Origin of the sequence: Pedobacter ghigonis, from assembly GCF_903166585.1 — a bacterium.
Taxonomy (GTDB): domain Bacteria; phylum Bacteroidota; class Bacteroidia; order Sphingobacteriales; family Sphingobacteriaceae; genus Pedobacter; species Pedobacter ghigonis.
This window is the reverse complement of sequence record NZ_CAESCM010000009.1, coordinates 81581-102058: the sequence shown is the minus strand read 5'-3', so window position 1 is coordinate 102058 and position 20478 is coordinate 81581. Positions and strand designations below refer to the sequence as shown.

Sequence of the window (20478 nt, the reverse complement as noted above, 5' to 3'; positions counted from 1 at the left end):
TTTTAATAAAGAATGATCCTTATAGTTGATGACAGGCCTGAAAACCTGATCTCGTTACAGAAAGTACTGCAGGCACACAATTTTGAGGTTGATACCGCATCATCTGGTGAAGAAGCACTGAAAAAAGTATTAAAGAATAACTACGTCCTGATTATTCTCGACGTACAGATGCCTGATATGGACGGTTTTGAAGTGGCTGAGGCCATTTCGGGCTTTAGCAAGGCAAAAGATACTGCCATTATTTTCCTTTCGGCTGTTAATACCGAACTTAAATTCATTACCAAAGGTTATTTGAGCGGAGGCCTGGATTATATTACCAAGCCTGTTGATATTAATGTGCTGCTGCTTAAAATCAAAACCTTTTACCGAATTTACGAGCAAAACAGAAAGCTGAACGAAGTGCAGGAAAAGCTTTTGGAAGAAATAGAATTCCGCAAGCAGGCCGAGCATAAAAAAGATGAGTTTATCAGTATTGCAAGTCACGAGTTAAAAACACCTTTAACCAGTGTAAAAGGCTATATCCAGCTCTTGCAGCGAAGCTTAAACCGCGATGATAAAACCATGGCGCAGAATCACCTCGAAAAAGCAAGCATACAGCTCGAAAAACTAAACGACCTGATTGTTGATCTGCTCGACATTTCTAAAATCGAAAGCGGTAAGATGAAGTTTAACATGAAAAGCTTTTGTGCCGATAACATGGTAAACAATGCCATCGAGATGTTGCAGCAATCCAATCCCGATTTTAAAATTACCAAGTTGGGCCAAACCCACGAAATGATTTTTGGCGACGAAATCAGGTTGGAGCAGGTGGTCATCAATTTCATTACCAATGCCATTAAATATGCGCCTGGTACCAACCAGGTTAATGTTACCATCAATATAAAAGACGGCAAACTATACCTGGCCGTTAAAGATTTTGGTATTGGAATTTCGAAAGAACAGCAGGAAAAAATATTCGATAAGTTTTACCGCGTTGAAGAAAACAGCAACCGTTTTAATGGCCTGGGCATTGGTTTGTATATCTGTTCGGAAATTATAAACCGGCACGGCGGTAAAATAGGGGTAAACAGTGTTCCCGATGAGGGCTCTGAATTTTATTTTATTATCCCCATTACCGAAGAAGAAATCATAAAGAACCAGATCTAATTAGCTTTAATTCCAATAATGAAAACAACACTTAAAAATAACCTGCGTTTAGGCCTTGGCCTTTCGTTGATTATTCTGTTTATCAGTTCGCTGGCATCGTACACCAGCATCAGCAACCTCATAAAAAGTACCGATCTGGTAAAACACAGCGATGAGGTGATTTTAAGTGCTGAAGGCGTAATCTCCACCCTAAAAGATGCCGAAACCGGTCAGCGGGGATACCTTTTAACAGGAAATAAGATCTTTTTGCAGCCCTACTATGGCTCTACCGATACCGCCATGAATGCTTTAAGCAAAATGCAGGTATTAACGAAGGATAATCCGGAGCAGCAGAAAAATATTAAAGCGCTAAAAGATATCATGGCCCGCAGGCTAAATATCATAACTTCTACCATCGAAATTAAATCGCTGGGGGGGCAAATCGATCCTACCGTGCTGTTGCAGGGCAAAACCTACATGGACCAGGCAAGGGCTGTTGTTGCAAAAATGGTTAGCGAAGAAAAAAGATTGTTAGAAACCCGTACCATCGAACTCAATAAACTAACGTCTTATACGCCGGTTTTAATATTGGTAGCTGCTTTACTGGCTGTGCTCATTACGCTGTTTTTTTATAGAAAAGTTTCTATCGATTTTGATGAACGCGTTAAGCTTCAGAATGAACTCGAAGAGAAAAAATATGAAATGGAAAAACGTATTGTTGCCATTAAAGAAATTGCACATCAGATTTCTACCGGTAACTATGGCGTAAGGCTCGACAGCCAGAGCCGCGACGATTTGGGCGAACTTTCCGAATCGTTAAATGCCATGTCTACCTCTCTAAAAAAATCGTTCGATATCCTCGAAGAAAATGAATGGTTGCAAACAGGTGTAGCTAATCTAAACGTTAAGATGGTTGGCGAGAAGGATGTTTTCCACCTGGCCGAAGATATTATTGCCTTTCTGGCCACTTATACCAAAAGCCAGATTGGTGCTTTGTATCTTTTTAAAGACGACGGATACCTGCATTTAAAAGGGCAATATGCCTTGCAGGGACAAAATTTAACCCAGACTTTGGAAATAGGACAAGGCTTGATTGGCCAGGCCGTAAAATCTGGTAAACCAATCCTGCTTGATGATGTGCCTCAGAATGAGCTAACCATTAGCCATGCCACAGGTAACATTAAGCCTGCACAGTTAATTGTACTGCCTATCATTAGAAACGAAATCTCTATCGGTGGTTTGGAGTTGGGTACCATTGGCAAATACACCGATTTACAGCTTCACTTTTTGAACCTGGTATCAACGGATGTAGGTACTGCATTGCTGGGCGCGCAGAACCGTCAGAAATTGCAGCAGTTACTGGAAGAAACACAGGCGCAATCCGAAGAGCTGCAGGTACAACACAACGAGCTGGAGGGTTTAAATGCCGAGCTCGAGGCACAGGCGCAGAAACTGCAGGCAAGTGAAGAGGAGCTTAGGGTACAACAGGAAGAATTATTACAAAGCAACCAGGAGCTGGAAGAAAGAAGCAGTTTGCTGGAAGAGAAAAACGAACTGATTGAAGAGCGGAATGTCGAAATTCAGCAAAAAGCCGAAGCTTTAGAATTAAGCACGAGGTACAAATCTGAGTTTTTAGCCAACATGTCGCATGAGTTAAGAACGCCACTCAATTCGATTCTGCTTTTATCGAGGTTAATGGCCGAAAATGAAGCCATGGACCGCGAACATCAGGAGTATGCCGAGGTGATTCAAAGCTCGGGACAGGGCTTGTTGAGCTTAATTGATGAGATTTTGGATCTCTCTAAAATAGAAGCGGGCAAAATGGAGCTCGATCGTACCAACATCAAAGTGGACGATATTGTGCTTAACATGCGTTCGCTCTTTAACCCTTTGGCCAGAGATAAAAACTTAACATTCGAAATTGAGAAATCGGCAGAGGTGCCTGAGTTTTTCCATACCGATAAAATGCGTTTAGAGCAGATTATTAAAAATCTACTGTCGAATGCCATTAAGTTTACCACCGTAGGTACGGTAACCTTTTCGATCGAAAAAAATGATAAGCTGGCGGCCCTGGTGTTTAAAGTTACTGATACTGGTGTGGGTATTGCACCCGAAAAACAGGGAATGGTTTTCGAGGCCTTTCAACAGGCAGATGGTTCTACCCGCCGTAAATTTGGCGGTACTGGTTTAGGTCTGTCTATCAGTCGTGAGCTGGCTAAACTATTGGGTGGTTACATCGAATTGAAAAGTAAGGAAAACGAGGGCAGTGTTTTCACGTTAACTTTGCCTATCGATAAAAATAAAGGCTTTGATGGCGTAATTGCCAGCTTAGACCAACCAGCAACCACAGTTGCAGAACACGCGGCAAAGAAAATAAATCCTTTAACCGTAGCCAATATCCCACAGGAAATTGAAGACGATAGAGCGAATATCCAGCCTGATGATAAAGTGATTCTGATTGTAGAGGATGATACGCCTTTTGCCAAAACCCTACTAGATTTTACCCGGAAAAGAAATTACAAAGGATTGGTAGCTGTACGTGGCGATGTAGGGATTGAAATGGCTAAAACCTATAAACCGCTGGCCATACTGCTCGATATTCAGCTGCCGGTTAAAGATGGCTGGCAGGTGATGGAAGAACTGAAATCAGATCCTTCAACCCGACCGATTCCGGTGCACATTATGTCGTCGTTACAGGTAAAGAAAGAAAGTTTGTTAAAAGGAGCGGTTGATTTCATCAATAAGCCATTTGCTTTTGAGCACATGCAGGAAATCTTTGCCAAACTGGAACATGCTTTAAGTCGCCACCCGAAAAAGGTGCTTATTGTTGAAGAAAATGAGCAACACGCCAAGGCGTTGAGTTATTTCTTAAGCAATTTTAGCATCCAGACAGAAATTGTAAATCAGGTAAACGAAAGTGTTTCGGCTTTGCACAAACCAGAGGTAAATTGTGTAATCCTGGATATGGGCATCCCCGACAAACATGCTTATGAAACGCTAGAGGTTGTGAAAAAGACACCAGGTTTGGAAAATCTGCCGATTATTATTTTCACAGGCAAAAATCTTTCGAAAGGCGAAGAGAACCGGATAAAACAATATGCCGATTCTATCGTGGTAAAAACCGCACATTCGTATCAGCGCATTTTAGACGAAGCAGGGCTGTTTTTGCACCTGGTAGAGGAAAAAAGCAAAGAGAAAACTAAAATCACGAAGAGATTCTCGGAGTTGCAGGATGTGTTAAAAGGGAAAACCGTTTTGGTTGCTGATGATGATGTGCGCAACATCTTTTCGTTAACAAAGATGCTGGAGCAACACCAGATGAAAGTTTTGGCCGCTACAGATGGAAAAGAAGCACTAAAACTCTTAAACGAAAACGCCGATGTAGATGTGGTGCTAATGGACATGATGATGCCCGAACTGGATGGTTACGAAACCACAACGGCCATCAGGCAGGATCTTAAATACCGCAACCTGCCAATACTGGCCGTAACGGCAAAAGCCATGATGGGCGATCGCGAGAAGTGCATTGCAGCAGGTGCTTCAGACTATATCAGCAAACCGGTAGATATGGACCAGTTAATCTCTTTATTGCGGGTTTGGCTGTACGAAAATCATCATAAATCATTTTAATCTGTTATGCCTCAAAAGTTAATTCTCATTATTGATGATGACAATCGAAACATTTTTGCCCTGAAAGCTGTTTTAAAGGCCAAAGGATTTAATTGTTTGTCAGCTATAAGTGCTCATGAAGGTTTTGCTATCATAGAGCAGCACGATAATGTTGCCATTGTTTTAATGGATATGATGATGCCCGATATGGACGGCTATCAGGCTATTGCTGCGATGAAAAAATCGGCCAAAATGCAAAATATACCTGTTTTGGCGGTAACTGCGCAGGCCATGGTTGGCGATAAGGAACGTTGTCTCAGCGCAGGTGCATCGGGCTATGTTTCAAAGCCTATAAATGTTGATGAATTGTTAATGCAGATAGAAAAATTTACCAATTAGCAGTGATAAGTGAAGTGATAGATAATGAGCAGGTGGAGCTGTTGCTGAACGATGTCTTAGAAACTCATGGCTATGATTTTCTCGAATATTCGCATGCTTCTATAAAAAGAAGGATTACCCGGCTCTATGCGCTCGATAGCTTTGTAAGCTTTGCTGAGTTTCGATACACTGTACGAACTGATAAACAGTATTTTAAGCGTTTTCTGGAAGAAATTACGGTTAATGTTACCGAAATGTTCCGCGATCCGTCGTTTTATAAGGCTTTGCGCAACGATGTGCTTCCGGTTTTGGGTACCTATCCTTTCATCCGCATTTGGGTTGCAGGCTGCTCTACCGGCGAGGAAGCCTACTCGCTGGCTATCCTGTTAAAGGAACTAAATCTGCTCAACAAATCGCTTATTTACGCCACAGATATCAATCCCTCGGTATTAGAAAAGGCAAAAAAGGGCATGTTTCCTTTAAATTACCTCAAACAGTATTCTGAAAATTACCTGCAATCGGGCGGCACGAAAGATTTTTCTACCTATTACACGGCAAACTATTCGCTGGCAAAATTTGACGAGTGTTTGAGCAGTAAAATGATTTTTTCTACCCACAACCTGGTTTCCGATCATTCTTTTAATGAGTTTCAGCTCATTTTGTGCCGTAATGTGTTAATTTATTTTGATAAAGATCTGCAGCATAAGGTTTTTAACCTCTTCGATAATAGTATCGAAAATTTGGGGTATCTGGCCCTGGGGAGCAAGGAAAGTTTAGAGTTTTGGCCTAAAGCCAAAGCATATAAAAGGATTAAACAGGAGAAGATATGGAGAAAACTGTAAATACTGCCTCCTGTAGCGCATTAATTATTGGTGGCTCGGCCGGTAGTTTAGATGTACTGCTCGAAATTTTTCCTCAATTGCGGCAAGACCTTAATTTCCCCATTATACTGGTGGTACACCGCAAAGCCAGCAACGAATCGTTGCTTACCGATTTGATTAGAAACCGCACTTCGTTGTTGGTAAGTGAAGCTGAGGAAAAAGAGTTATTGGCAGCAGGAAAAGTATTTATTGCACCTGCTGATTATCATTTGCTGATTGAGGAAGACCACAGTATTTCGCTCGATTATTCAGAAAAAATAAATTATTCCCGGCCTTCAATCGATGTTACCTTTCAGTCTGCTGCAGAGGTTTTTAAAGCAGGCTTGGTGTGCATTTTGCTCTCAGGTTCTAATGCAGATGGGGTAGAAGGGCTAAAAAGTGTAAACAATTTTGGGGGTATGGTGGTTATACAGAATCCAAATACGGCCATAATGCCGTATATGCCCCAACAGGCGGTACTGCAGGTACAGCCGCATGTGGTTTTGGATGGCCATGATATGGCCGCGTATATAAATAAGTTGAATAATTAATTTACTTTTTAGGAGGTTAATATATATGGCAGGTGTAAAGAAAGTATTTGTTTTTGATGATAACCGGGATATCCTTGATCTATGTACATTTATTTTGGAAGATGCAGGTTATGAAATCAAAACATCTGAAAACGCAAACAATATAGAAAAGCAGGTGGCCGAATACATGCCCGATTTAATTTTTATGGACAACTGGCTGCCTGATTTGGGAGGTATACAGGCTACAAAAGCTTTAAAAAGTCACCCAGATTTAAAACATATACCGGTAATTTATTTTTCGGCCAATAACGATATTTCTTCGCTGGCCGACGAGGCTGGTGCCGATAGTTATTTATCAAAACCTTTCGATATAGCCGCACTGGAAGATATTGTGAGAAAGCATTTGAGTTAGAGGGTGCTATGTTATTTAACCGCAAAGCGCGCAAAGACACCTAATTTACTCTCTGTGTCCTCTGTGAATACATAGTGCCCTCTGTGGTAAAAAATACCTTAGTTTAGTTAAGCTTTCCCCCAGATGCGTGTATTCAAATCAAGTTCCTGTACAATATCATACATGAATTTAATGGCTGTAATATCATCGTTCAGGGCTTCGGCATTAATTAAAGATTTAAACACCGGTGCTTCGAAATAATTCCGGTTCAGCGGGAAAGCGATATACATTCTCGATTCGATAAAAGATAAAGTAATATCATATTTCGTTTCGTGGTTAAGCTTTAAAATCCGCTCCATCATGGCCGGTGTTAAAATATAACGTGCCTCCACCTGATCGGAGCCATAAGTTATAAAGGTTTTATCGAAGTCTGGGTTTTCGAGCTTTACTACATCACTATCACCAAAAGAGAAGATGTTTTTCGAAAACCAGGCGCCCAATGCATTGGCGAAGCCCTTCGGACGCACAATGGTTACACCATTAAAGTTTTTGTTAAAATCGGCGGCAAAAATAATTCCTCTAAAAATGTCGTGCCATTCGGTGCGTGTACCATTTTTAGTTTGCGTTACTGTTTTGTATTCGGCATGCACCTCGGCAAAGTAAAACCTGGTTTTGCCAGCAGATCCGGTTACTAGGTCTTCAGTATTATAACGATCCGGGTTTTGGGTAAAAAGCTGGGTATAAACAAATTCAGAAACATCAATGCCGGCACCTGGCTGTAGCGCTAAGCTTTCATCTAAAAATTTAAGGGCTGCACCAATTACATCCTGTTTATAGGCATTTTTATAGGCCCTTAAACTGTCGCTGATTTTATAATGCAGCACCGCACCATAAATTAAAGGGATTAAGCCAGCAATAACCGCAGGGATAGGGAAACCCAGTATGAAGCCAATAACCGCTATGGCTATACCCAGCAAAATAAAAATATAACCTTTGGTTTGTGTTGAGGCAATTTTTTTGCGCTCAATTTCCATTGTAGCCAGCACCTGCTGCAAGGCTACATTTCCATCAATACCGAATTGCATTAGTTATTGAAAAGGTCTTTTGCGCTAATGTTTTTGCGTTCTTCGGCGGCAGTTTCTAATACGGGTGTAGGCTGGAAGTTAAGCATACCCGCAAATAAACTTCCCGGAAACATCATAATGGCGTTATTGTAATCGGTAACACTGGCATTATAGGTTCTTCTGGCTGCGGCAATCTGTTCCTCACTTTCGGTCCAGGTGGTTTGCAGGTTTATAAAATTGGTATTGGCTTTTAAATCAGGGTAGTTTTCGATATTCACCATTAAACCTTTCATGCTGCTGCTCAGCTCACTGTCTAACTGGGCTTTTTCGGCGGGTGTAATGTTTCCAGAGGTAGCTTTGGCCCTCAGTTCAACAATTTTGGTTAAGGTTCCCTGTTCGTAAGTGGTGTATTGTTTAACTACTTCAACAAGGTTTGGGATTAGATCGAAACGTTTTTTAAGCATTACATCAATAGCCGAAAAGGCATTGGTAACCTGGTTTTTCTTTCCGATAAGTGAGTTGTAAAAGAAAATTCCGAAAAGGAATATAACTCCGATAATAATGAGTGCAATAATCATAGCTGTAATTTTTGGTTTAGAGTATAAATATATGCAAAGGTTACAAATTAACGTTTTTCCATCCGCTCGCGGTTTTGGCGGCGCTCCAGTCTTTTCTGTTTTCTCTGCAAATGACTTTCCCTCATGGCCTTAAATTTGGCAATATGCGCCTTTACTTCGTTCTGTTTTTCTTCGGTAATGCCAATACTGTATTTGATACCCGTAAAAAGGCTGCGCCAGATCATGCTAAAGAATGAGGTATTGGCCGGGCGGGTATAATTAACGTTTAAAGGAACAAGCTTTTCACCGGGACCAGGGTTTTCCGATTTGATGATCAGCGCATTGGCTAAGAAGGATAGCAGGCCTCTTGTAACCAGGTGATCCTTTTCAGGGTCGTTCCGCATGAGCGCAACCGAAAGATCGTAGTAAGAGAAAGCCACCGTGCCCTTTGCGCCCAAATCGTTAGCCTTGAAATTGAATTTAAGCTGATCTACGTTGCCGCGGTTAATGCGTACCAGGCCCAGGGGTTTGGTAATCTGGTTCAATACCCGGGCATTAAAACTATGGAGCGTTCCGTTGTAGGAGAAGGTGCCATCTTTTGCCGTAAGGTCGAATATAAAGTTTACATCCAGCTTGCCCTGGCCACAGAGGTAGGTAGTAAGGTTTGCATCCATTATGGGGTTGATGTCCTTAATTTTTTGGATGTTAGTGGCGTTCTTGATAAAGCCCGAAGTATGCTGAAAGGTAATTTGCCCTTTCTGGTTACTTTCGTTATTGTAAACCGCATAGTTGATGCCTACATCTTTCACCTGTATTTTTTGCACCAAAATGGGCATATTAACACGTTGCAGCAACTGGTGCGGAAACCGGCCAATTTTATTCTCCTGTGGCTTTTGTTTGAGTCCTTTTTGACTAAACACCGAAACAAAGCCATTTGCTATAGCCATTTCTTTTGCCCAAAGTTCTTGTTTGCTAATGTAAAGCGGCATATCGATCCCATTAAACAGGATATCGTTCATGCTGATGTTAAAACGCTCGCGGGCATATCCGGCAACTTTTCCAAAGGCCATTTCATCGTGCAAAGGCACAAGGGCAAAATGATTAACCCGCAATTTGCCTGTACTGGCCCTGAAATCGAGTTGCTCCAGCTTAATATCGTACATCTTATCGGGGGTGCGGTAAGCGTAATCGTTCAGGTTAATTACAATATCTTTAAGCAGGTAAAAACGGGTTGGGTCTTCTGCCGAGGTAGAATCAACCAGTAAATCGGTGAGGGTAATATTCAGATCGTCAATAGCAAAAGGAACCTCTTTTTTAAGGTTGTTGTTTACGTACTTAAAGCTTACATCCCTAAACCTGATGGATTTGATACTAAACTCTTTAAGATTTTTGGAAATAAAGGCATAAGGCGATTTAATGGGACGAGGAGCCCTGCCTTCGTTAAAGGCAAACTGCCGGTTTACCATGCTCACTTCGGGCTTATCAAATAAAACCTCTTCCAGCTGCAATTTTCTTTCGCGGTAAAGTGTTAAAGGGTGGAAGCGTTTAACCACCAGCTTTTTTAGTGAAACCGTATACAGGTTATTGGGCGCACGTTTCAGCGCTATCAATTCTTTATACCGCTTTTGATCGGGAATGATTTTTACATTTTGAAGCGTGGCATTACCGGTAAAAATATTGGTGCTTACCTTGGTAAAACTAATGGTGTACAAGCTATCGGTCGATGTATAAAGCAGTGTTTTGATGCGGCTGGTAAGCATGGGACGCGATTTTACATTCAAAAACCAGGCAATGCCGGCCAATACCAGAAAAACACCAAGCAAGGTGCCCGTAATCCATTTTAGAACTCTATAACGATGTCTTTTAGTATCTGGCATCAAAAACGGGGACAATTTTTAATAGCAATATACAGTTATAAACATAATTGCAAGGCATTTGGGCTTAGTTATTTTCTTTTTTTGCCGCCCTGGCTTCCTTCCTGTCTGCCCGTTTTTGTTCTCTTATCTTTTTGGCAATTACTTTTTGCTGTTTTACCGGATTCTTTTCGGGCACTAAGCTCACACCTACAATATCTTTAATGCCCACAAAAACTGTTTTCCACATCAGGTTAAAGAACGATGCGGAATTGATGCGGCTATTGGTCATACTGGCCTTACGGGCTGCCTCTCCCTTTTGCGGGTTTTCATTTTTCACCAGGATGGTATTGGCCAGGAAGGATAAAAAGCCTTTTTCCTTTGTTCCTTCTCCATCAATATTATCCGAAAGGAGTTTGATTTTTAAATTGCTATACAACATGTTCATCGATCCGCTCGCCGACCTTAAATTGCCATCGGCCCTAAAATCGATATGCTGTACATCGCCACTTTCTATTTCTACTAAACCCAGTGCTTTTGATAAAGGGTTTAAGTTTTTGAGGTCAAAATTGCCCAGGTTTCCGCTGTAGCTAAAGGCTCCGTTGGGATCGGTGAGGTTAAAATCGATTTTTACATTCAGTTTCCCCACACCCATTAAGCGAGAGTTGAGATCGGCAAGCGCATGATGGCGTTGATTCAAGCGGGTACTATCGTTGGTTACGTTTAAAATGGATCCTGTTAAATCTTTAAAGGTTACCGCTCCTGTTTTTTTGCTGGCAGGGTTGTATTCAGAGTATTTAACATCCACCTTGCTCAGTTTTACCGTATCGATAATGGTAGACAGGTTTAACCGTTTTAAGGCCATGTGCGGGTAGTTTTGTTCTTTATCAAAACCCGGTGGGGGTGGCGATTCGCGGCTCATAAACACTTCTACATTAGCCGGGCCAATTTTTAACGAGCGGGCGTGCAGCGTTTGATCGGTATTTAAGCCTATAAAGTCGACTCCATTAAGCTCTATTTTATCGAAAGCTAAATTGTAGCGGTCTTTCTGCACTTTGTATTTCCGGGCAAAAGTTAATTCGGGGTACAGAGGTAAAAGGGTAAAGCCTTTAACTGTTATACGTTTTGATTTGGCAGAGCCGGTAATGGTATCTACCGTCATCGAATACATTTTATCTTTGGTGATGGATTTATAACCTGCAAGCTGAAAGGATATATCGTTAGTGTAATAGAACCTGGCGGTATCGCTGCCTGAGAGCGAATCCAGTAAAAAATCGTTTACGGTAATATCGAGGTGCTTAATCGAGTTTTTTACCTTTTTAGTCCCCGTTTTGTTAATATAATCGAAATCGGCATCTACAATCCTAATTGCTTTAACGTGGATTGATTTAAAAATCTTCGATACCTGATCGTAAAGTGTTTTTTCGTGGTTAGTGGTATCAGCTTTTTTAGGCACTTTATTATAAATCATATTGATTGAAGGTTGCTGCAAAATGATTTCGCTTACAGCTACCTGTTTTTTAAAGTAGGCAGTTAATATTCCAACACGGCTAATTTGTAGTTTCTTTAGTTTCAGCTCGAAGGTATGTGTAGGAGCTAGTTTGGCCACTTTTAAACTGTCGAAAACCAACGGATTGGGTGTTAACGTTACATCGCGCAGGGCGAGGCTGCCTGTAATTACGTTCAGGTTAATGCTTTTAAAGTCGATCTGGTAGAGATGGCGTGAACCATTATACACCCCGGCCTTTATTTTTTCGGTAAGGATGGGTTTCCACCTGGCGCTCAAAAACATGGCACCGAATAGTAAAATCAGGATGAGTACCCCCAGGATACTGCCAATCCAGATCCAAACTTTGTTTTTATGTTGAGCTGTCATTTTTATGGCTTAATTGATACGTAACAGATGTAAGGGAGAAAGGTTTTTGATATGGAGAAAGCTTAAAGCCTAAGCGGAAAGACCAAAGTTGGATATGCTTTGGCAAAAGCCAGAGAAAGGTATGCTGTATTAACACGAAAAGCGTGGGATCATAATCGTACTGTAAACATTTAAACAAAATATGTCAATTTGTCACTTTTAATTTTATTTGTGTATTTTTGCAATCCCCAAAATGTTTTTAAATAATGATTGATTTACAAGTACCAGATAAGACGCATGATGAGGCAAGGCAAGGCGAAGCGTTAATTTTAGATACGCCAGTAAAAGCCGATGCCCGTAAATTATATATCGAAAGTTATGGTTGCGCAATGAATTTTGCCGATAGCGAGATCGTTGCCTCTATTTTGTCGGAAACTGGATTTGAAACCACAGGGGATTACCACCAGGCCGATGTGATTTTTATCAATACCTGCTCAATCCGCGAGAACGCAGAAACCAGGGTTAGAAACCGTCTGTCGCAGTTTGGTGTAGAAAAACGCCGTAATCCGAAATTAATTGTTGGCGTTTTGGGTTGTATGGCCGAGCGCTTAAAATCTAAATTTTTAGAAGAAGAGCGTTTGGTTGACGTAGTAGTAGGACCTGATGCCTACCGCGATCTGCCAAACTTAATTGAGCAGGTAGAAAGTGGCCATAAAGCAGTTAACGTACTTTTATCGCGCGAGGAAACTTATGCCGATATTAGCCCTGTACGTTTAAACAGCAATGGCATTACCGCATTTATTTCCATTACACGTGGTTGCAACAACATGTGCTCGTTCTGTGTGGTACCTTTTACCCGTGGTCGCGAGCGTAGCCGCGATGCCCATTCGATTATTGAAGAAGCAAAAGCCTTGTTCGAGGGCGGTTACCGCGAGGTTACCCTTTTAGGCCAAAACGTAGATTCGTATATCTGGACCTCGGAAGACGGCACTGAAACTGTAAATTTTGCGCAGCTTTTAGAGCAAACAGCCTTGGTTAGCCCTGAGTTAAGGGTTCGTTTCTCTACTTCGCACCCTAAAGATATTACCGACGAAGTTTTACATACCATTGCCAAATACGATAACATTTGCAACTATATCCATTTACCAGTTCAATCGGGCAATAGCCGTGTGCTGGAGTTGATGAACCGGACCTATACCCGCGAATGGTATATTAACCGTATCGACGCTATCCGCAGAATTATTCCGGGTTGTGCAATCTCTACCGATATTATTGCCGGTTTCTGCACCGAAACAGAAGAAGAGCACGAAGAAACCCTGAGTATGATGGATTATGTGCAGTACGATTTTGCCTATAATTTTACCTATTCAGAACGTCCGGGTACATTAGCTGCACGTAAACTCGAGGATGATATCCCCGAAGAGGTTAAAAAACGTCGTCTGGCCGAAATTCTGGCAAAACAACAGGCTCACTCGTTAATGCGTTTGCAGGAATGGGTTGGAAAAACCGTTCGTGTTTTAATAGAAGGGACTTCAAAAAAATCGGATAAAGATTATTGCGGCAGGGGAGATAGCGGTGCAATGGCCATTTTCCCGGCTATTGAAGGTGTAAAACCAGGCCAGTATGCAAATGTATTTATCGAGAAATGTACATCTGCTACGCTGATTGGAAGGATAGTTTAAAGCTAAAAGACCAAGGCAGAAAGCAAACATAATCTTAAATACCCAGTCTTGATACTAGGTACTAAATACTAAAGATAGGCACTTGATACTAAAGAATGGATACACAAAATATTAAACAACGGTTCGGTATTATTGGCAATTCGCCTTTGCTTAACCGTGCTATAGATATTGCCAGCCAGGTGGCACCTACTGATATGTCGGTATTGATAACCGGCGAAAGCGGTAGCGGTAAAGAGGTATTCTCGCAAATTATCCACCAGATGAGCGCCCGCAAACATGGTGCTTTTATTGCAGTAAACTGCGGTGCCATTCCCGAAGGAACCATAGATTCGGAACTTTTTGGTCACGAAAAAGGATCTTTTACCGGCGCACACGAAGCACGTAAAGGTTATTTTGAAGTAGCCAACGGCGGAACCATTTTTTTAGATGAGGTAGCCGAATTACCCTTAGGTACCCAGGCACGTTTGCTGCGGATTTTAGAAAGCGGAGAATACTTGCGCGTAGGTTCATCTAAAGTGCAAAAAACCGATGTGCGTATTATTGCAGCAACCAATGTGGATGTGTACAACCGCGTTAAAAACGGCAAATTCCGCGAAGATTTATATTACAGGTTAAATACTGTTCCCTTGCGTATCCCGGCTTTGCAGGAGCGAAAAGAAGATATTTACTTGTTGTTCAGGAAATTTGCTGCCGATTTTAGCGATAAATACCGCAGTCCGGCCTTGCACCTCGAGCCAGATGCGATTCAAATTTTAACCAACTACAGCTGGCCCGGAAACGTGCGTCAGTTAAAAAATATTGCAGAGCAGATTTGCGTGCTGGAGAAAGACCGCAATGTTAGCGGGCAGGCGATCTTAAATTATATCCCTAACGAGGCGGGTAGTAATTTGCCAATGGCCATCAATGCTCAATCAAAAGAAGATTTTACCGAAAGGGATATTTTGTACAAGGTGCTTTTCGATATGAAAAAGGACATGGTGGAGCTGAAGAAATTGGTTGCTGAAATTATCCAGCATGGCGGTAACACTGCAACCGTGCTTGCCGATAACCCACAATATATTAATCAGCTTTACAGAGATGTAGAATTGCCTGCCGGACAAGAGCACGCTTTTACCATACAACAACCAGCAACCAGCAACAATAATATTAACGGCAATAGCAATACAGATTATTTTACGCACGATGCCGAGGAGGTAGAAGAATCGTTATCGCTGATTGATAAAGAATCTGACCTGATTAAAAAAGCACTGAAAAAGCACAAAGGCAAGCGTAAGTTTGCTGCACAGGAACTGGGTATATCAGAACGGACCCTGTACCGTAAGATTAAAGAATTAAATTTATAAGTTTAAGCCGCCCTTGCCGTTATAAGCATGCTGTAAAAAAGCATAACAATCTATCATGATGAAAATTAAAATACTTGCGCTGATATTGGTTGCTGCTGTATTGAGCTCATGCTCGTACAAATTTAGCGGAGCATCTACAACAGGCTTAAAAAACGTGGCTATTCGTTTATTCGAAAACAATGCGCCACTGGTAGTACCCACCTTAAGTAATCAGCTTACAGAAGCTTTAAAGAACCGGATTCGTACCCAAACCAAACTAATTCTGGTTACCGGCGAATCAGATGCCTCGTTCGAGGGCAGGATTACAGGCTACGATATTAAACCCGTGGCACTTCAAAACAGTGCTACACCAACCTCAGGAGCCAACAGGCTTACCATTACCGTTTCGGTAAAATATAAAAATAACATCAAGGAACACGAAAAGGAGAGCTTTGAAGAGAGCTTTACCCGGTATTTCGATTTTCCGATAGGTGGTGCACCCATTCAATCGTTATTGCCGGGCGCTATCGAAAATATTAACAAGCAGTTGGTAGAAGATATTTTTAACCGTGCTTTTGCACAGTGGTAGGCAAAACAGCCCCTTAAACACAAAATTTTTAAAAACCCGTCTACATTTTTTTAACTTAGCAGCAAACCTCAATAATGGATAACAAACAGCTACTGGCAGATTTACTTGCGCAACCCGGAAAGGTTGGTCCAGAGCATGCATCCATGTTGCAGGAAATGGCAGAGCAGTTTCCTTATGCGCAGCCCATTCAATTGCTTTTGGCAAGGGCCAATGCCGCATTTGTACCTAAAGCCGCATTATATGGTCAGGGACATGTGTTATTCCACATTTTAAATATGGTACCGGTTAAAGCAGCCGATACTGTTGAGTTGGATGAGCAGGAAGTTTTTGAAGAAATCGGAGAGCCGGCCGAGGCAGTTATCTTAAGTCAGAATGAGGCTGTTGGGGTAGAAACCCCCGATCATTTACCAGGTTCAGATAACCATCTGGTAGATTTGCCTGCGGTAGATCATTCTTTTATAGAGGCTGCATCGGCAATTGATTTCTTCGCTTTTGAAGAAAAAACAAGTACAGAAGTAGTTGCTCCGGCACCAGAAATTGAAACGGTAATCCCCGATATCCAGGAAAAGAATTTCGTTTCTAAGTACGATGACGACGAGCTTCCCTATACCTTTTTATGGTGGCTGGCTAAAACCAGGGCCGAGCACGAGCAGATTTTTCAACCTTATGCACAGGCTAAGCCGGCGAAGCAAACAATCAGGCCACAAGCTGCTCAGTCGCAAGAAAAGGCCGAGTTTCAGCAGCAATATGTCGAGCATATTTTTCACATTCAAACCCCTTTTGAAGTAGCAGACCATTTGGCCGAATATCCTGCTGCCGAAGTGAAAGATGTGAAAGGTGCCGAAATTATCGAACGGTTCTTAAAAGAAGACCCTACCATTAAGCCGCCTAAACCCGAACTGATTGATAATGAAAATAAGGCCAAGAAAAGTGCAGAAGATCATTACGACCTTGTTTCGGAAACTTTAGCCAAAATTTACATCGAGCAAATGCTTTACCACAAAGCCATAGATACTTATAAAAAATTAAGTTTGAAATATCCAGAAAAAAGTGGTTACTTTGCCGACCTTATCCAATCTATAGAAAAGAAATTTTAAAAATAATATTACCATGGTAACCTTTTTAATCATTTTATTAATTATTGTATGTATTGCTTTAGGCTTATTTGTATTAGTACAAAACCCTAAAGGCGGTGGTTTGGCAACAGGCGGTGGCACTAGTAACATGTTTGGTGTACAACGTACCGGCGATGTTTTAGAAAAAGGATCGTGGGTTTTATTAACGGCAATAGTTGTTTTAACCTTATCAATTACTACAATTGCTAAGACAAGCGGTGGTAGCGCAGCTGTTGGAAATTCAGCTATTCAGGAGCGTTTAGATAAAACACCTTCACCATCACCACTTGGCGGAAACTTAAACAGCACTAAACCTGCTGCACCAGCTCCTGCTAAAGCCGATTCTACTAAAAAATAGTAACAACAATATTTTATGTGAAAAGCTTTCCCCAAAAAGGGAAAGCTTTTTGCGTTTACGCCCTTGCCAAACCGGCTTGTTAGCAGACAGGGAACTTAAGCAAAGCTGTTAACACATATTTAACATAAAAGCTTTAAATTGCCACATGAAATTAAGTGTGCTGGTTTTGTTTACTGCCCTTGCCGTAGGTCTTTCTATCGGTATGGTTAATTTTTACTTTCAGCATAGCTGGTATTATCTGGCTATCTCTTTTGGCGTATCGTTTCTAAGCAGTTTCCTGGTCTTTTATTATCTGCTCGAAAAATATATCTATACCAAAATTAAACTCATTTATAAGCTTATCCATAACCTTAAATTAGGCAAAGATTTAAAAGATGCCCTTGGCGAATACGTAAGTTCAGATCCCATTAACGATGTAGAACAGGAAGTGAAAGAGTGGGCAGGCGCAAAGAAAAAAGAGATTGATTTGCTTAAAAAACAGGAACAGTTTAGGCGGGAGTTCCTTTCCAATGTATCGCACGAATTTAAAACACCGCTTTTTGCCATTCAGGGCTATATCGAAACCTTGCAGGATTGTTTGGTAGACGATCCCGATCAGGCAGTATTGTTCTTAAAAAAGGCCGAAAACAACGTAGAGCGTTTGAGCTACCTGATTAACGACCTGGATGCAATTTCCAAGCTGGAAACAGGCGAATCGCCGATTAATTACCAGAAATTTGATTTTGTACAGCTGGCCAAAGAGGTAATGGAAAACCTGGAAGACAGGGCAGAGAGTAAAAACATTAAACTTTTCTTTAAAGATAAATATACCGCCATAACTCCCGTTTCTGCAGATAGGGAAAAGATACGCCAGGTGTTGATTAACCTGATGGTAAACAGCATTAAGTACGGGATTGATGGAGGTGAAACGGCCATTAAGATTTTCGAATTGCACGATCAGGTGCTGATTGAAGTTACCGATAACGGGATAGGGATTGAAGAAAAGCATTTGGCAAGATTGTTCGAACGGTTTTACCGCATCGATACGCATCGCGCGCGCGAGGTAGGCGGAACAGGTTTGGGCTTAGCCATCGTAAAACATATTTTAGAAGCCCACCAGCAAACCATATCGGTAAGGAGTACGCCCGGCATCGGAACAACCTTTGCATTTACCCTGCAAAAGGGAGGATAAGTACCCGCTGTTTCTAACTGTTCGGAACCCAATCTAAAATTTAGTTCATGCCTGCAGGTGCTTCACGGCGTAAAATCCTGACATTCTTAATTGTAAAATGATTTTTGATGTAGTTTTTGTTAATATAATTAGGAAATTAACATTAACTTAACATTGAGCTTGTAGCTTTGCAACATATTAAGAATTAACATGAACAATATTTTTAAGTTCTTTACGCCTCAAGACAGAAAGTTCCACCCACTTTTCGAGCAGGCAGGAAGCAATGCATTAAAAATTGCTGAAGCCCTTTTAGAAATGGTGAGCACAGCTGACGCTGAAAAGAGAAAAGCCATTTTTAAAGAAATTGAACGCCTTGAGCACGTAGGTGATGACATTACCCACTCAATCTTTCTTGAGTTAAGCCGGAACTTTATCACTCCATTTGATCGCGAAGACATTCACCAACTGGCTACAGCTGTTGATGATGTTGCTGATTACATTTATGGCACTGCTAATCGCATGCAGATGTACAACATGAACGCCATTAACGAGCCAATTGTTAAAATTGCCGAGCTTTTGGTAGAAATGTGTACCGATATTGATAAAGCGATTAAAGAATTACGCAATTTCAAAAATATCCGTGTTATTGCCGATGCTTGTATCCGCATTAACAGCGGCGAAAACCAGGCTGATTATGTATTTACATTAGCGGTAGCCCGTTTATTCGAATACGAAACCAATGCAATTGAATTAATTAAACAAAAAGAGGTTTTACAAACGATAGAGAAAGCAACAGATAAGTGCGAGGATGTAGCGAATGTGCTTGAAACTATCTTGGTTAAAAACGCTTAATAAAAAACAAACATGGTAACTACCTTACTGGTTGTTGTTGTAATTCTGGCTATTGCTTTCGATTACATTAACGGTTTTCACGATGCCGCTAACTCGATTGCAACAGTTGTTTCTACAAAAGTTCTTACGCCTTTTCAGGCGGTTTTATGGGCTGCGTTATTCAATTTCGCTGCTTACTTTTATTTTACCGACCACAAAGTGGCCAATACAGTGGCTAAAACTGTTATTGAAAACTACATTACATTAGAGGTTATTCTTGCAGGTTTAGTAGCTGCAATTATCTGGAACCTGTTAACCTGGTGGTATGGTATCCCTTCCAGCTCATCGCACACCTTAATTGGTGGTTTTGCAGGTGCCGGTATGACACATGCCTTGCTTACAGGCGCAAGTCCGCTTGATGCTGTAAATATGGGTTATGTAATTAAAATTGTTTCCTTTATTGTATTGGCTCCGATAATCGGTATGGTAATATCAGTGGTTTTAACACTCATTATTATCAACGTGTGCCGTTACGCCAAGCCGGCAACAGCCGAAAAATGGTTTAAACGTCTGCAGCTTTTGTCATCTGCGGCGCTAAGTTTCTTCCACGGAGGTAACGATGCTCAAAAGGTAATGGGTATTATTGCAACAGCCTTAATTGCATCAAAAGTGATTCCTAACTTCGAATCTATGCCTGCATGGGTGCCAATTGCCTGTTACTCTGCCATAGCATTAGGCACGATGAGTGGTGGCTGGAAAATTGTGAAAACCATGGGATCGAAAATTACCAAGGTAACAGCACTTGAAGGTGTTGCTGCCGAAGGTGCTGGTGCGGTAACGCTAGGTATTACCGAACACTTTGGTATCCCGGTTTCAACTACGCACACCATTACGGGTTCTATTGTAGGTGTGGGGGTAGTTAAAAGTGTATCGGCTGTACGTTGGGGTGTAACCATTAACCTGATATGGGCATGGATTTTAACCATCCCGGTTTCAGCTACACTGGCAGCTATTATTTACGCGGTGATCTATTACTTAAAATAAAAAACAAAATCCTTTAATATACTCAGAAAGACCAGGGCCAAAAGCTTTGGTCTTTTTTGTTGACAATTTACCGCAAAGCATGCGAAGTCTTTTCGCAGAGGGCACAAAGTGATTTGCAATCTCTTTAGTCCTACCGTCATTTACAGCTTGACCCAATAGTTATCG

At 41.4% G+C, this 20478-nt stretch carries 18 protein-coding genes; 14 read left to right on the top strand and 4 right to left on the bottom strand.

Annotation, left to right across the window (positions count from 1 at the left end; genetic code table 11):
- Positions 1–12 precede the first annotated feature (12 nt).
- Genes HWV58_RS14055 through HWV58_RS14030 form a run of 6 tightly spaced genes read left to right on the top strand, consistent with a single transcriptional unit; the run spans position 13 to position 6914 of the window.
- The gene (locus HWV58_RS14055; protein WP_175634711.1) at positions 13–1146 is read left to right on the top strand and encodes a sensor histidine kinase; all 1134 of its coding nucleotides are present in this window, start codon (positions 13–15) and stop codon (positions 1144–1146) included.
- An 18-nt stretch (positions 1147–1164) separates the two neighbouring features.
- Positions 1165–4755, top strand: coding sequence for a response regulator (locus HWV58_RS14050; RefSeq protein ID WP_175634710.1), 3591 nt, complete (start codon positions 1165–1167; stop codon positions 4753–4755).
- A gap of 6 nt (positions 4756–4761) precedes the next feature.
- Positions 4762–5133, top strand: a complete 372-nt coding sequence (locus HWV58_RS14045) for a response regulator (RefSeq protein WP_175634709.1) — start codon at positions 4762–4764, stop codon at positions 5131–5133.
- A 2-nt stretch (positions 5134–5135) separates the two neighbouring features.
- Entirely contained in the window at positions 5136–5954 is an 819-nt protein-coding gene (locus HWV58_RS14040; RefSeq protein ID WP_175634708.1) for a CheR family methyltransferase, read from the top strand.
- A complete protein-coding gene (locus HWV58_RS14035; protein WP_175634707.1) occupies positions 5939–6523 on the top strand; it encodes a chemotaxis protein CheB in 585 nt (194 codons plus the stop codon). Before HWV58_RS14040 ends, HWV58_RS14035 begins: the two co-directional genes overlap by 16 nt.
- Positions 6524–6548: 25 nt before the next feature.
- Positions 6549–6914: a response regulator gene (locus HWV58_RS14030; protein WP_175634706.1), complete on the top strand. Its 366-nt coding sequence runs from the start codon at positions 6549–6551 to the stop codon at positions 6912–6914.
- Between the two features lie 107 nt (positions 6915–7021).
- Here HWV58_RS14030 and HWV58_RS14025 read toward each other — a convergent pair whose 3' ends face one another.
- From HWV58_RS14025 to HWV58_RS14010, 4 genes are all read right to left on the bottom strand, one after another.
- Positions 7022–7978: a DUF3137 domain-containing protein gene (locus HWV58_RS14025; RefSeq protein WP_175634705.1), complete on the bottom strand. Its 957-nt coding sequence runs from the start codon at positions 7976–7978 to the stop codon at positions 7022–7024.
- Positions 7978–8535 (bottom strand): LemA family protein, encoded by a 558-nt coding sequence (locus HWV58_RS14020; protein ID WP_175634704.1) that lies wholly within the window; start codon positions 8533–8535, stop codon positions 7978–7980. Before HWV58_RS14020 ends, HWV58_RS14025 begins: the two co-directional genes overlap by 1 nt.
- A gap of 47 nt (positions 8536–8582) precedes the next feature.
- Positions 8583–10391 (bottom strand): hypothetical protein, encoded by a 1809-nt coding sequence (locus tag HWV58_RS14015; protein ID WP_175634703.1) that lies wholly within the window; start codon positions 10389–10391, stop codon positions 8583–8585.
- Between the two features lie 64 nt (positions 10392–10455).
- A complete protein-coding gene (locus tag HWV58_RS14010; protein WP_175634702.1) occupies positions 10456–12243 on the bottom strand; it encodes an AsmA family protein in 1788 nt (595 codons plus the stop codon).
- 245 nt (positions 12244–12488) lie between these two features.
- Here HWV58_RS14010 and miaB point away from each other — a divergent pair, with 245 nt between their 5' ends.
- The 8 genes from miaB to HWV58_RS13970 all read left to right on the top strand — a co-directional run bounded on the left by miaB (position 12489) and on the right by HWV58_RS13970 (position 20313).
- Complete coding sequence (miaB, locus tag HWV58_RS14005; protein WP_175634701.1) at positions 12489–13904, top strand: tRNA (N6-isopentenyl adenosine(37)-C2)-methylthiotransferase MiaB; 1416 nt, start codon at positions 12489–12491, stop codon at positions 13902–13904.
- 95 nt (positions 13905–13999) lie between these two features.
- Positions 14000–15247, top strand: coding sequence for a sigma 54-interacting transcriptional regulator (locus tag HWV58_RS14000; RefSeq protein ID WP_175634700.1), 1248 nt, complete (start codon positions 14000–14002; stop codon positions 15245–15247).
- Between the two features lie 55 nt (positions 15248–15302).
- Positions 15303–15815 carry an LptE family protein gene (locus HWV58_RS13995; RefSeq protein WP_317174803.1) on the top strand — a complete coding sequence of 171 codons (513 nt, stop codon included), beginning with the start codon at positions 15303–15305 and terminating at the stop codon, positions 15813–15815.
- Between the two features lie 74 nt (positions 15816–15889).
- Positions 15890–16912 (top strand): hypothetical protein, encoded by a 1023-nt coding sequence (locus HWV58_RS13990; protein ID WP_175634699.1) that lies wholly within the window; start codon positions 15890–15892, stop codon positions 16910–16912.
- Positions 16913–16925: 13 nt separating this feature from the next.
- Positions 16926–17288 (top strand): preprotein translocase subunit SecG, encoded by a 363-nt coding sequence (gene secG, locus HWV58_RS13985; protein WP_175634698.1) that lies wholly within the window; start codon positions 16926–16928, stop codon positions 17286–17288.
- Positions 17289–17433: 145 nt separating this feature from the next.
- Positions 17434–18459 carry a sensor histidine kinase gene (locus HWV58_RS13980; protein ID WP_124558860.1) on the top strand — a complete coding sequence of 342 codons (1026 nt, stop codon included), beginning with the start codon at positions 17434–17436 and terminating at the stop codon, positions 18457–18459.
- A 189-nt stretch (positions 18460–18648) separates the two neighbouring features.
- Positions 18649–19290 carry a DUF47 domain-containing protein gene (locus HWV58_RS13975; RefSeq protein ID WP_175634697.1) on the top strand — a complete coding sequence of 214 codons (642 nt, stop codon included), beginning with the start codon at positions 18649–18651 and terminating at the stop codon, positions 19288–19290.
- A 12-nt stretch (positions 19291–19302) separates the two neighbouring features.
- Positions 19303–20313 carry an inorganic phosphate transporter gene (locus HWV58_RS13970; protein WP_175634696.1) on the top strand — a complete coding sequence of 337 codons (1011 nt, stop codon included), beginning with the start codon at positions 19303–19305 and terminating at the stop codon, positions 20311–20313.
- Positions 20314–20478 lie beyond the last annotated feature (165 nt).